This is a genomic window from Pseudoalteromonas sp. A25 (genome assembly GCF_009176705.1).
GTDB lineage: Bacteria > Pseudomonadota > Gammaproteobacteria > Enterobacterales > Alteromonadaceae > Pseudoalteromonas.
Map to the genome: position 1 here is coordinate 1940168 of NZ_AP021846.1, position 13253 is coordinate 1953420.

Annotated in this window: 11 protein-coding genes and 1 pseudogene; 7 read left to right on the plus strand and 5 right to left on the minus strand. The window is 40.2% G+C overall.

All coding sequences use genetic code 11. The features are described 5' to 3' along the window. Positions 1-230 precede the first annotated feature (230 nt). Entirely contained in the window at positions 231-1385 is a 1155-nt protein-coding gene (locus tag GDK41_RS08205) for an IS110 family transposase (protein ID WP_152085950.1), read from the minus strand. Between the two features lie 127 nt (positions 1386-1512). Between GDK41_RS08205 and GDK41_RS08210 the strand changes: the two genes are divergently transcribed. Next, on the plus strand, positions 1513-2517 hold the full coding sequence (locus GDK41_RS08210; protein WP_152085951.1) for a DUF3800 domain-containing protein: 1005 nt from the start codon (positions 1513-1515) through the stop codon (positions 2515-2517). A gap of 404 nt (positions 2518-2921) precedes the next feature. On the opposite strand, the pseudogene GDK41_RS08215 reads toward GDK41_RS08210, so the two are convergent. Next, positions 2922-3314: pseudogene (locus GDK41_RS08215) on the minus strand (transposase); the annotation flags it as partial. 101 nt (positions 3315-3415) lie between these two features. Here GDK41_RS08215 and GDK41_RS08220 point away from each other — a divergent pair. The 3 genes from GDK41_RS08220 to GDK41_RS08230 all read left to right on the plus strand — a co-directional run bounded on the left by GDK41_RS08220 (position 3416) and on the right by GDK41_RS08230 (position 7544). After that, on the plus strand, positions 3416-4390 hold the full coding sequence (locus GDK41_RS08220; RefSeq protein WP_152085952.1) for a transposase: 975 nt from the start codon (positions 3416-3418) through the stop codon (positions 4388-4390). 802 nt (positions 4391-5192) lie between these two features. Continuing rightward, a complete protein-coding gene (locus GDK41_RS08225) occupies positions 5193-5723 on the plus strand; it encodes a hypothetical protein (protein ID WP_152085953.1) in 531 nt (176 codons plus the stop codon). A gap of 387 nt (positions 5724-6110) precedes the next feature. Next, a complete protein-coding gene (locus tag GDK41_RS08230; RefSeq protein ID WP_172971578.1) occupies positions 6111-7544 on the plus strand; it encodes a S41 family peptidase in 1434 nt (477 codons plus the stop codon). Positions 7545-7721: 177 nt separating this feature from the next. On the opposite strand, the gene htpX is transcribed toward GDK41_RS08230, so the two are convergent. Together htpX and GDK41_RS08240 are read right to left on the minus strand one after the other, a co-directional pair. After that, the gene (gene htpX, locus GDK41_RS08235) at positions 7722-8579 is read right to left on the minus strand and encodes a protease HtpX (protein ID WP_152085955.1); all 858 of its coding nucleotides are present in this window, start codon (positions 8577-8579) and stop codon (positions 7722-7724) included. Between the two features lie 191 nt (positions 8580-8770). Further along, entirely contained in the window at positions 8771-9298 is a 528-nt protein-coding gene (locus tag GDK41_RS08240) for an NADPH-dependent FMN reductase (RefSeq protein ID WP_152085956.1), read from the minus strand. Positions 9299-9405: 107 nt separating this feature from the next. On the opposite strand from GDK41_RS08240, the gene GDK41_RS08245 reads away from it, so the two are divergent. Next, positions 9406-10308, plus strand: coding sequence for a LysR family transcriptional regulator (locus tag GDK41_RS08245; RefSeq protein WP_152085957.1), 903 nt, complete (start codon positions 9406-9408; stop codon positions 10306-10308). 130 nt (positions 10309-10438) lie between these two features. Next, a complete protein-coding gene (locus GDK41_RS08250) occupies positions 10439-10741 on the plus strand; it encodes a DUF6172 family protein (protein WP_152085958.1) in 303 nt (100 codons plus the stop codon). Between the two features lie 42 nt (positions 10742-10783). Here the strand turns inward: GDK41_RS08250 and rrtA are convergent, their stop codons facing one another. Then, positions 10784-11377 (minus strand): rhombosortase, encoded by a 594-nt coding sequence (rrtA, locus tag GDK41_RS08255; RefSeq protein ID WP_152085959.1) that lies wholly within the window; start codon positions 11375-11377, stop codon positions 10784-10786. 82 nt (positions 11378-11459) lie between these two features. Here rrtA and ggt point away from each other — a divergent pair, with 82 nt between their 5' ends. Further along, positions 11460-13220, plus strand: a complete 1761-nt coding sequence (gene ggt, locus GDK41_RS08260; protein ID WP_152085960.1) for a gamma-glutamyltransferase — start codon at positions 11460-11462, stop codon at positions 13218-13220. Positions 13221-13253 lie beyond the last annotated feature (33 nt).

The window sequence follows — 13253 nt, forward strand, 5'->3', positions numbered from 1 at the left end:
AGAGTTAACGCATAGGATGAAGCAAGTAATTTCGTCGGTTTTCATGCTGGTATTCGTTGGTTATTACTATTTCTAGTAACAGAGCAGACCTTACTTAACTCGACGTGGCACCTATCTTCAGTCTATGTTCGTGGTTCAATGCCGCGGTAACAACATTGCCATCCTAACGCCGTCGGTGGTTGTGCCACACCCGATGCTTGACCCAATGCATTAACTCTAATTCGTTCATATTAAGCAGGTACTCTTGATAATCGTAATTTAGGATTTATCGGTGAGAGTACAATCTGTTTAGCGATTGCCCAGATATAAGCAATCATTTCACGGGCAATGGCGGTGACAACCAAGTTGTAATGCTTGCCTTTATTAATGAGCTTTTTATAACGTTTACACAGTCTTAATTGTGCTTTCCATGCGATATCAACAATCTGTTTTGGTAAACCTTCTTGTCGTTTTTGTAACTCGGTCGATATGTTGGCTGCATGACGGTAACTATGAGCACCTTCGACCAATAAGCGCCTTGCACGACCATTGCCACATCTAGTAATTGCGCCAATGTGCCTTTTACCACCGCTCGAGTGCTCACTTGGTACAAGGCCAAGGTAACTCATCAATTTACGCGGATGGTCGAAACGGGTTAAATCGCCAAGCTCAGCCACAACGCCAGCGGCCACGAGTAAGCGAACGCCGCGCATAGCCTGAATGGCTTTAACAACAGGGTAGTATCGCCATTGACAAACATGGTGAGAGAGTTCATTGTCGAGTCGCTCTAATCGTGCAGTTCGCTCGTTTATAGTTTGAATAAACTCTTGTAAAACGATTTGTTGTGCGGGGTGTGGCAACACCAGTTCAGTGAGCCAACGTAAGTGTTTAAGAGACCAGTTTGCAGTGCCTGCGTAGTTAATATTGTTGCGAAGAAGCAGTGCTTTTAGCTGGTACTTCGCATCTTTTAAGTCTTTCATCGCGACTTCTCGAGCACGAGATAAATCACGAATAGCTTCATCTTCTGGCTCAGGCACATAAATAGGAGTTAAGTCTTCAGACTTAAGTAATTTAGCCAGTTTAAGTGCGTCACGCTTGTCAGTTTTTACACGCTCGCCAGGTTTTTTAGGAATAAGCGAAGGTGCAACAACGTAACAACAATGCCCAAGAGAAGTGATTAAGCGATAAATCCAGTAACCACAAGGGCCAGCTTCATAAACGAAATGCAGAGTTGCGTTTGGGTATTTAGATTCAAATTGCCTGATAAGCTTTTTAATAGCGACTTTAGCAGAAGAAATGCGACCGAAATGAATGGGTTGTGCGCCGCGGTTATCTTCGATGTAGGCAACTTCAATGAACTCTTTATGAGTATCTAAGCCAATGAAAAGTATGTTATGTTTAGTCATGCTAGCCTCTGCTATTTAGTTATTTGACAAACTAATTATGGCTCTGGCTTTAAGCTAACCCACGAAAATGCGGAGGCTAGCACCGTGTGGGAGTCATTATGTCTAGCATTACACGGAGTTTGGCACCTTGATTAGCTACATAGATGAAGCAGGAACTTTTGTTTCTAAAGGTGCACCTGAAAATTCATGGTGTACAGTCGCTTGTTATTCTCATCCTGAGTTTGAAAAAAGAAAACTGACAGAGTTGTTGAGGAAATTAAAATTAGACGAAGGGTTTTCTCAAGACAATGAAGTTAAGCTTAAAAATATCTCTGAAAATGGATACATAAATTTCCTTGATAAACTTAGCCAGTTAAATGGCACTTTGTTTTGTACCGCTACTGATTCTAGTTTCAATTCACTCGATAAAATCAACTCACACAAAGATGCTCATTTAGCATCTATTCTTCGTGGTCAAAGTGAAATGAAATATGATGGCGGAAAAGAAGCCATGAAGATCTTGCATAATCAGTTAAGCGGGCTACCAGAACAACTATATGTACAATTTCACTGTCAAGCAGTCCTTCTTTCTTCATTTATTCAAAGAGGAATTGCATTTTATGTACAGAGGTACCCCAATTCACTCAAGAACTTTCGTTGGCGATATGACGCCAAAGAGCTGTTGAAAATTACTGATTTTGAAGATTCTTTTCAAAAATTTGTTCCTACTCTTTTGCAGGCATACTCAATTGATAATCCAACAGCAGCATTGGATTGGTGTGATTATTCGCCAATGAAAAAATTCATTGGCACTATACCTGATTACTTGGCTGAAAAAGTACCAGAGCTTGAAGGGAAAGAAGCCTTCGATATTCAAAAAATAATTAGAGATGATATTCAGTTCATAGACTCTAAATCTAGTTCAGGAGTACAAACAGCTGATTTACTTGCATCGGGTTTAAGACGACTTCTAAGACTTGAGTTTCAGGATAATCAACTTGTAGCTGAACGCTTTGGAAAATTGTTACTGCAAGAAAAAGGTAATAAACCACCTATTTCACTAGTTGCATTTGATGGTGAATCTGAAATAGATGGAGATTTAGCGGTAATCATTAAAACCTTGATACGTAACTGTAAACGGATTCTAAAGTAATGCTAACAAGTCATTTAAAAGGACAAAAAACAGTTGGTTTTTGCTCCTTCGTTGCTTATTTTAACCAACTATTTTTAGCCTCTTAATGCGGGCGTTGGTATGACTCCCACTGTCAAGTTAAACACACTGAGCCTTGCCTAACTATAAGCCATAATTTCTTAACTCGAATTAGAGAGAGTTAACGCATAGGATGAAGCAAGTAATTTCGTCGGTTTTCATGCTGGTATTCGTTGGTTATTACTATTTCTAGTAACAGAGCAGACCTTACTTAGCTCGACGTGGCACCTATCTTCAGTCTATGTTCGTGGTTCAATGTCGCGGTAACAACATTGCCATCCTAACGCCGTCGGTGGTTGTGCCACACCCGATGCTTGACCCAATGCATTAACTCTAATTCGTTCATATTAAGCAGGTACTCTTGATAATCGTAATTTATGATTTATCGGTGAGAGTACAATCTGTTTAGCGATTGCCCAGATATAAGCAATCATTTCACGGGCAATGGCGGTGACAACCAAGTTGTAATGCTTGCCTTTATTAATGAGCTTTTTATAACGTTTACACAGTCTTAATTGTGCTTTCCATGCGATATCAACAATCTGTTTTGGTAAACCTTCTTGTCGTTTTTGTAACTCGGTCGATATGTTGGCTGCATGACGGTAACTATGAGCACCTTCGACCAATAAGCGCCTTGCACGACCATTGCCACATTTAGTAATTGCGCCAATGTGCCTTTTACCACCGCTCGAGTGCTCACTTGGTACAAGGCCAAGGTAACTCATCAATTTACGCGGATAAAAATTATCGTGGACATCCACCTCAATTTGCATGTTGGGGTTGTTTGTCTAAGCTTTTAGTTCTTCAAATCATCTCAAATTCTAAGTTCAAGGAGTGAACGATGGGGTTGGCAAGGAAGCGGCAAATCAGTTTGTCGGATACTCGATATTATCATTGTGTTTCGCGCTGTGTTCGCCGTGCATTTTTGTGCGGTGAAGATAAATTTACGGGTAAGTCGTATGAGCATCGCCGAGGGTGGGTAGAAGAACGATTGTTGTTTTTAGCTAAGGTATTTTGTATTGATGTGTGTGCTTATGCGGTGATGAGTAATCATACCCATGTGGTGCTGTATGTTGATGATAAAAAAGCCCGAAGACTCAGTGACAAAGCGGTACTCATACGTTGGCACAAGCTGTTTAAAGGCTCGATTCTTGGTCATAAATATCTACACAATGAGCGTCTGGACGAAGGTCAAAGATTCTTTTTAGACAAAGAGATAAAAGAATATCGACAACGCCTGTGCAGCATTAGCTGGTTTATGCGGGTGTTGAATGAAGGCATAGCACGAGAAGCGAATAAAGAAGATGGGTGTACTGGCAGATTCTGGGAAGGGCGCTTTAAAAGTCAAGCTTTACTGGATGAGGCCGCATTAATGGCTTGTATGGCGTATGTTGATTTAAACCCAATCAGAGCAAAAATGGCAAAGACACCAGAAGAGTCAGCCCACACCAGTATTCAAATACGCTGTGCACAAGCCAAAGAGGGCAAACAACCAAAACAACTTGCACGCTTTGTAGGTAGTCCACGAAAACACATGCCCAAAGGCCTGCCATTTGAACTTAAAAGCTATCTGGAATTAGTCGAACTGACAGGCAAATGTATTCGAACCGACAAACGAGGCCACATCGACAGCAATCAAGCCCCTATCCTTGAGCGATTGAATATCAAGGCAGACAACTGGCTAAAACTCACGACTCAGTTTGAAAAGGTGTTTCATGGTGCGGTAGGCAAAGAGCATGCGCTGGATTTGTATTGCCAGCGACAACAACATAAACGAAGACACAGCATCTCAAATTGCACAATGTTATTAAGCTGACACAAACCTGATTTCATTCATTTACCTTTATGCTTTCAAAATGGCAGAGATACGTGTGCTTAAAGGGTGAGAAATAGAGTAAAAAGCGGGTAATTTCAGCAATCATTTAACCATAGTAGGCATGATTTTGATAACATCTAGCGACAAAGTCAGTTGCTTTGTCATTGAGCGCTTGTTGAAGGTTCTTTCTTATGTCTTTTTAAAGTGGATGTCCCATGAGTCGTGAGTCGAGTCATTATGAGTATCTAAGCCAATGAAAAGTATGTTATGTTTAGTCATGCTAGCCTCTGCTATTTAGTTATTTAACAAACTAATTATGGCTCTGGCTTTAAGCTAACCCACGAAAATGCGGAGGCTAGCACCGTGTGGGAGTCATTATGTCTATGCCTAGAAAGGTTTGGAGTTTAATATCTACTTATTGTGGCTACTCGCGATACATTTAACCCTAAGCTTTCTTGTTGGTATTAAAATCTACAAGAATTTAATGTTATCCCGTTCAGAAAAATTAAAGCTTTTTACTTTGGCATTTGTGGTACCTATTATTGGGTCTATCTTAAGTTTTTCTATAAGCCGAGGTAATGAATTTGGGTCACCTGCTAGAAGCAGTGATTTTTGTGGTAACCCTTCAAATCCTTTCGATGGCGGCTCAGATTCTGGCGGAGATTAGCTGCGTATAACAAGTTAATGAAACCGTGGACGTAAAACAGTAGGCTTGCGCTCCTTCGTCGCTTATTTTTGCCTACTATTTTTCGCCGTTTATTAAGGCGTCTAGGCGAATGCCTTATATTTAACAAAGGATGCTATGAAAATAATAATGAGTTTAACTTTTGCAAGCCTAATTTCTTGGCAAGCTAATGCAAATAACGAGGCTGTAGGAGCTTTTGAGCACTTGTTGCCACAATATATTAAGTGGGCACATAAAGTAGATAAAGAGGGAATCAAGATAGGTATACCTTTAGATAAAAAGGGACTTAATTTAGCCAGTGAATTAGGGATTAAGTCTCCTGAAAAAGTCAAAATCGTTTACGTTGATAGAGTCCCGTACCCTTATGAAAATGAAGAATTAAAGAAAATGGGGTTGTCGTTAGGTTTTATCGGCGAAAATATTATTAATAATGCCCAAGTTTTTGGCTACTCAATATACGTTAGAAAGGGATATGAACTTGATACCCCAAACTTAGCACACGAACTCGTTCATGTATTACAAATCGAAAGATCTAACTTGGACAAAATTATTACTCAGCACTTTTCTGATTTGGCAAAATACGGATATTCTAATGCTCCTTTAGAAGTTGAAGCATTTAAAGCAAACAAGAAGTACGGTGGCAGTTAATTCGCCTAACACATATGAACCGTCTCCGGTCAATAAGCATAACGATACAAATTAGCAGCTTTTAAGCAGCTAATTTGTATCGGCAATTCTTAAATCTATTCAGCTTCGCTATGTCGGTTAGCCTTTAAAATCCTTTACGGCAAACACATATGAGGGTCTCTTATTGCGAACTCATCGCTGCTTAAATCAGTCGATACAATTCATCTTTTAGGGCAACTAGACAGTCATCGGTTAACCTTGATCCGCAGCTACTCAAGGGGATGACTCAAGTTCAGCTAGCTTCGTATTAAAATGGCTGTCCTGTATTCTGTATTCTATCTGTACCTTTTTTACTTAGGATAGGTTACGATTACATTCAAATTATTGCAAAACACTATGTTGAATATAATGAGAAAGGGATTTTTAAACACGGTTTTTCAATGCATTGGATTGATAGTTATCGTGGTTAGCTTAGTTGGATATGCTAGTGAACAAGCGGGCGCAAAGGGCGATGTTGAGAATGTTCATACCATATATGAGCGCTTATGGTACGCTGAAGGTTATGGATACATAATTAAGTTTGTTAAAAATAAAGCATTTGTCTACGATGTGACCGCAGATTGGTGTGTGCTCAACCATACTTTGATGTTAGATCTTAGTGAGCTGGACTTTGCCAAAGACATCAGTTTGACGACTCCAAATACAGCGCTACTAGATTGGGGAGCTGCAAACAAGCTAGTATTACGTATAACTGATGCTTTGCCGCAACATTGTAAAAACGCACTAAGTAATCAAAATAAGACTCCTTTTAATGCCACACAGCTTTTTGCTATCTATACGCAGACGTACTTCGAATTATTCGCATTTAGTGATCCTGACCATTTAAAACAAAAAATCGCATTTTGGTCATCTAAGATCGATAAACAGACAACCGAAGAAGAACTTGTTGAAGTTATTAATAACTTTATCGCAAGCGTAGATGATGGGCATGCCGCATTATGGGATAAAGATGGCGAATTACTGGCGTTTAACGACACAGAGCTCAAAAGGTTAAATCAAAGATTAGAGTTAGAACAAACTAAAACCATAAACAGTGCACACACTAGCTATTGGCGTTACAAACAATACTTACTAGATGGTTTTGAGTCTGCAACTAAGAGTTACTTTTTGGCACAGGCATCACCTATAAAAAGGTATGATAAGTTTATATTTGCGCATCTGCCCAATAATTTACGTTACTTTAAAATTTCAGAAATGAGTGAATATTCTGAGCTGCAATCACTCTCTAGTGATATAAGTGTGGTTGACACTGTATTAAGTCTAATACTGCCTAGTATGAGGCAGTCAAACGGTGTTGTTATAGATTTACGTTCAAACCCAGGTGGTTATGATTTAGTATCGCTCCAAATATTATCTTACTTCATTGACAAAAAAGTTGTTTTGGCTAAAAAACAGGCTAAATATTTAGCAGGTTATACTCCTCTTAATCCGGTAACGGCAATTCCGTCTGATATAAAACCTTATTCAGGTCCGATTGTTGTTCTGACTAACCAATTTACAACAAGTGCGGCAGAAATCTTTTTACTTGGACTTAAAGCTCGAGGAAACACGTCTTTTTATGGCTCTAGAACTGATGGCGCCTTTAGTGACTCACTCGTAAAACAGCTTCCTAATGGTTGGTACTTTTCTTTATCAAATGAAATTTACTGGGATCCACAAGGAAACCATTATGAAATGATAGGCCATCCTGTTAGTAAATTTTTTGAGTACCTTAACACAAATGATATTGAACAAGGTGTTGATAGCGCCTTACAAGCTGCCATAACAGACTTAAAAAAGTAAGGGTTTAATTTTAAAATAATTATTCTGCGCAAAATATAAATGATGAAGTGTTTTTATTGTCGTTTAATGCGCTAAAACCTAGTGTGCAAGAGAGTTAAATACACAAAATTAAAGGTTTTGAAATCGTGCAAATAAAAAAGCGCCCATGCGGGGCGCTTTGGTGGGCTAGTAATTGGTTTATTTAAGCGCTTGAATACGTTGCTCAAGCGGTGGGTGAGAGGCAAACATCTCTGATAGGCTTTTACCAGAAGCAATACCAAAGGCCATCATAGAGCCTTCTAGATGCGATTCTTGGTTGTGCTTTAGCCGCTCAAGTGCAGCACGCATTTTGTGTGCGCCAACCAAACTTGCCGCCCCCCTATCTGCAGCAAATTCTCGTTTACGGCTAAAGTAAGCCACTACAATTGAGGCCAACACGCCAAATAAGAGTTGAAAAATCATATCAAATACAAAATATGCCCAACTTGTGCCTTCTTCATCTTCGCCTCTAAAAAAGTTATCAACGATACCGGCAAGTACTTTCGCTAAGAAGATCACAAAGGTATTGACCACACCTTGAATAAGCGTCAGCGTTACCATGTCACCATTTGCTACGTGTGACACTTCGTGTGCTAACACGGCTTCGGCTTCATCTTGACTCATGTTATGCAACAAACCAGAACTCACCGCAACTAAGCTATTGTTTTTACTAGGGCCTGTTGCAAAAGCATTGATCTCAGGGCTATCATAAATTGCAACTTCAGGCATCTTTATTTTGGCTTGTTGTGCTTGGCGCGCAACTGTTTGTAATAACCAATGCTCTGTTTCATTGCGAGCTTGCTCAATAACCATCGCGCCTGTTGATTTTTTTGCAATCCACTTCGACATAAATAGCGAAATAAATGCACCACCAAAACCAAACACCAGAGCGATAAGCATAATGCCGCTGTAACTTCGAGAAGAAATTCCTAATACCGACATTAATACAGATAAAACCACTCCCAACACTAGCATCACAGCTAAGTTAGTCAGTAGAAATAACACAACGCGTTTCATAATCACCTCAGTGAAATAATAAAATTACAAGCTGCACAAGCTCCGTGCAGAGTTAACTATCTAGTGAGTAAAATGGGGGAGTTTGAGATACTAATCAATAGCTGTAAGCGCGATAATTGTGAAAAAATAACGGTTTTTTGCAGTTAATTTTTTGTCAAGAGCCAAACATATCGTTTGGCTCAGATTATTTCTTATGGCTGCAACGAAAAAGCCGATTGTTTCAGTTCTTGCTTTAATGTTTCATCTTTTATCTCACCTTTTTCGCTGTCAAAAACATCGTAAAAGCTAGGCACTGATACACTCGCTTTTACGTCCATTGCAAAAAACGGAGCCGAACCAGTTGCACTAGCTAAAACGCTTTTTGCTCCACCGGGGCCCGGTGAGGTTGCTAGTAGTACCATTGGTTTGTTTTGATACACTTTTTGATTGATTCTCGAGGTCCAATCAAAAATATTTTTGTACGCTGCTGTATAGCTACCATTGTGCTCTGCAAACGAAACGACAATCGCATCGGCCTCGCCAATTTTATTATAAAATTGCTGAGCTTGAGCGGGAATACCGCTTTCGTTTTCTCTATCAGAGCTGTAAATTGGCATTTCATAGTCGTTTAAATCGATTAGTTCGACTTCTGCACCCTCTATTAATGATGCCATGTACTGGACTAACTGCTTGTTAATTGATTGACGACTATTACTTGCTGCAAATGCTAATACTTTCATAATGCTCTCCTAAATAGGTCTGATTGACTGTATTCAATTTATGTAGCTCAGTGTATATTGATATCCATAAATCATTAATACCCTTTTTGTAAAGTTACTATTTCCATATGACTAATAATGTTTTTGACGGCATTCAAATTTTTGTGCAAGTGGTTAAAAGTGGCGGGTTTGCAGCAGCCGCTGCTGTGCTTGGGCATTCTAACTCTCATATCAGTAAAGAAATCAATAAACTTGAAGAGCGTATAGGCGTACGGCTATTAAATAGAACCACGCGCTCAATTGCGTTAACACCAGAAGGAGAGCTCTACTATCGATACTGTGAGCAATTAGTAAATGATGCCACGGAGGCTTTTGCACTACTAACGCAAAACGACAATAACCCAAAAGGGGAGCTAAAAATTAGTTGCCCAATTGGGATTAGCCAAAACTATATCCAGCCGGTCATTGAGCAATACTTACAGCGCTACCCCAATGTAAGGCTTAACATAGACTTAAGTGACAAGCGTATTGATGTTATTGCTGATGGATTTGACCTGGTTGTTAGAGCTGCGCCTGAACTTTCAGAATCAAGCTTGATTTGTAAACGATTGTTCTCATGTCCTACATATATCGTGGCTGCGCCCGAATATATTTCACGTTATGGACGTCCTTATCATCCTAAAGAGTTAACCAATCATGATTGCATTTGTTACTCGAATCTTAAAACACCAGATCGATGGGAGTTTGTAAGTGAGCATGGTGAGCAGTTTGTTGTTGCTGTGCGAAAAAAAGTGATGTCTAACAATGGCAACATGCAGGCAACTATGGCGTGCTCTGGGGTTGGTATATGCAGATTGCCAGAATTTTACATTAAACATGAGCTTGCCAATGGGCAACTCGATATATTATTTGAGAAGTTTCCTCAACCACAGGTGAACGTTTACGCAATTTACCCTAGTAAAAAGCATTTATCACCAAAGGTTCGATGTTTTATTGATTTGCTAGACGAGTATGCCAAAGTAATGAGATAAAAAGACGCAATATTTGCTTTTAGTGCGCGCTTTTAATCGCGTACACCCATTTAATGCGTTAAAATATGTCTCTTAATATCCTAATACTCGATATCCACCCAAAAGTGGTTATCCTGACATCGAGAACACCATGAAAAAAAACTTTGCGTTAACACATCCAAAACTCAAACCTGCACGATTAGTTGATGCAATAAAGTATGAAGTAAAAAAATACCTTCGCAGAGAGCGCAATAAAAATTTACCCGCAGGTGCAGATTTTTGGGACTTCGATTGTCGATTTGGTGCCACGCAAGAACAAGCAGATGTGATTAAGGTAGCGCACATAAACAAGCATATTGACCATGCTGTTAGTTCTGAACTGCCGTCTTTTTATCTAGAAATACTAGCAAAGCCTGGCTACAAAACACCAACAATGGACGATGATCCGCAATAATAAGCCGTTGTTAGCGCTTAATTTTAAGCGCTAAAACATTATTTAGCTTTGTTTATCGTTGGCTGTGATCATCAGCTTTCTTAGTAGTGGCAGTGACAATAATAACCCACCAATCGCACCGATTAAGTGTGCTTCAATCGCGACTCTAGAATTAATAAGTGTGCCAACATCGGCACTTGGTCCTTGTACTTGCTCCCATATAAGCTTTATCCAAATACCTATGAACAGCAAAATGCCTGAACGCATGCCAACATGAATATCTTTGATGGCCCCCCAAACAATGACACCATGTAACAGGCCACTTAAACCGGTATAAACTTCAATCTCTGGGCAAAATAGCCAAATACCGATCCCTGTCCAAAGTGCTAAGAAGATGATATGACAAAAGTAACTGAGCGCTGAGCGGTGCTCGGCATGTAACACCCAAATAAACACAATCCCAATCACATTGAGTAATAGATGAGTCCAGTTTGAATGCATAAATTGGCCAGTAAATATGCGCCACCATTGATCTGAAACGAGTTCTCTATCAAAAGCCAAAAATGAATGAGTATCGAATGCCATGAGTAAGGTACTCACAATAATGAGCGTTAATGGGGGCAGCACGTAGCGTTTTTGAAACGGTAATTCAATCATGGTATCGCATCGTTATTTTTTGCATATTGTGCCTGTTTGCTTTTATCATGCCAATGTTTCTAATGGATAAAAGTGATTACAAATGAAATACGCACCGCATTTGGCATTGATGCTTTTACTGAGTAGCTGCGCATCGCATAATACCGCGATAGAGTCTCAAAAACGCGAAACGAGAGAGCCTGAAGCAGCTACGGGCTTGCAGCATAAAAAACAAGTCTTGGCCAGTCAATTTATGGTTGCAGCAGCAAACCCGTATGCGTCAAAGGCAGGACAGTTAATGCTTAAAAAAGGGGGGAACGCTATTGACGCTGCAATTGCGACACAGCTTGTATTGACCCTAGTAGAGCCGCAATCTTCAGGTATTGGGGGTGGGGCATTTATCCTGTATTTTGATAAAAAGCGTGGTCAGTTAGTCACCTTTGACGGTCGAGAAACGGCTCCGAGCAACGCAGATCATACCTTGTTTTTAGACGAAGATGGTAAAGCTGTGCCGTGGATAAAGGCGGTTGTGGGAGGTCGCTCTGTTGGTGTTCCGGGCATTTTACATGCATTTAAACAAGCCCATCAACAATATGGAGCATTACCATGGAAAGACTTGTTTAACCCTGCAATTAAATTGGCATCTGAAGGGTTTATAGTTTCACCCAGACTCAACATGCTACTTAAAAAGAAATTCAACCCAGGTTTGACACAATTGTCTCCAGCAAAAGAGTATTTTTACCCTGATGGCCTTCCACTGCAAGTCGGTACTGTTAAGAAAAACCCAGAGCTTGCAGAACTTTACCAACAAGTTGCATTAAATGGCATTAACGCGTTTTACAAAGGAGATAATGCTAAAAAATTGGTAAAGGCAGTTACCAGTGCACCAATTGCGCCCGGAAAATTAGAAATATCGGACTTAGCACGCTATAAAAGCAAACAGCGAGACGCAATATGCATCGACTACCATCAATACCAGGTATGCTCAATGGCTCCACCAAGCAGCGGTGGTATTGCTGTATTACAAATATTGAAGTTGCTTGAAGGTAAAAACTTATCTACATACCGACCAAATGCGCCTGAGGCACTTCACTTGTTTACACAGGCATCACGATTGGCATTTGCCGATAGAAACCATTACGTTGCCGACCCTGATTTTGTCGCCGTGCCTACAGACGCATTACTACGTGCAGATTACTTAAAACATAGAGCGACGCTTATCGGCGAAAAAGATAATCATAATGTTCCTGTTGGTGACCCAACAAAAGGTAAGTTGGCCTACGCGCAAGATGATGGCTATGAGTTACCTTCGACTACTCATGTGTCGATTGTTGATAGCCAAGGGAATGCAGTGTCAATGACCAGCTCAATCGAAATGGCATTTGGCTCAACGGTTATGGTGAACGGGTATCTTTTAAATAACCAATTAACCGATTTTTCTTTAAGTCCTAAAAAAGACGGTAAGTGGATGGCTAATCGCGTTGAAGCAAATAAACGTCCTCGCAGCTCAATGTCACCGGTAATGGTATTTAACCCAGATGGTAGTTTACGTTTGGTTGTTGGGTCTCCTGGTGGCAGCAGAATTATTAACTATGTAGCACAAACCGTGATAGGGGTGCTTGATTGGCAGTTGACGCCACAACAGGCCATCGATTTACCTAAAATTACAAATCGAAATAAATACACAACACTTGAAAAAGGTACCGAACTTGAAAACTTGGTGCCGTTCTTTAAAGAAAAAGGCCACAACGTGCAGGTAAGAGATTTAAACTCCGGTATACATGCGATTGAGCTTAAAAACGGTCGACTCTATGGGGGGGCCGATCCTCGTCGAGAAGGCGTCGCGCTTGGCGAAAACGACTGATAATCGTAGGCTTAACGCTTAGTTTGCGATATA

Excerpts from the sequence above, each read along its gene's own strand:
- htpX (WP_152085955.1), bottom strand. The coding sequence starts at position 8,579 with ATGAAACGCGTTGTGTTATTTCTACTGACTAACTTAGCTGTGATGCTA.
- GDK41_RS08220 (WP_152085952.1), top strand. The coding sequence starts at position 3,416 with ATGGGGTTGGCAAGGAAGCGGCAAATCAGTTTGTCGGATACTCGATAT.
- GDK41_RS08250 (WP_152085958.1), top strand. The coding sequence starts at position 10,439 with ATGAAAAAAAACTTTGCGTTAACACATCCAAAACTCAAACCTGCACGA.
- GDK41_RS08230 (WP_172971578.1), top strand. The coding sequence starts at position 6,111 with ATGAGAAAGGGATTTTTAAACACGGTTTTTCAATGCATTGGATTGATA.
- rrtA (WP_152085959.1), bottom strand. The coding sequence starts at position 11,377 with ATGATTGAATTACCGTTTCAAAAACGCTACGTGCTGCCCCCATTAACG.
- GDK41_RS08225 (WP_152085953.1), top strand. The coding sequence starts at position 5,193 with ATGAAAATAATAATGAGTTTAACTTTTGCAAGCCTAATTTCTTGGCAA.
- GDK41_RS08205 (WP_152085950.1), bottom strand. The coding sequence starts at position 1,385 with ATGACTAAACATAACATACTTTTCATTGGCTTAGATACTCATAAAGAG.
- ggt (WP_152085960.1), top strand. The coding sequence starts at position 11,460 with ATGAAATACGCACCGCATTTGGCATTGATGCTTTTACTGAGTAGCTGC.
- GDK41_RS08245 (WP_152085957.1), top strand. The coding sequence starts at position 9,406 with ATGACTAATAATGTTTTTGACGGCATTCAAATTTTTGTGCAAGTGGTT.
- GDK41_RS08240 (WP_152085956.1), bottom strand. The coding sequence starts at position 9,298 with ATGAAAGTATTAGCATTTGCAGCAAGTAATAGTCGTCAATCAATTAAC.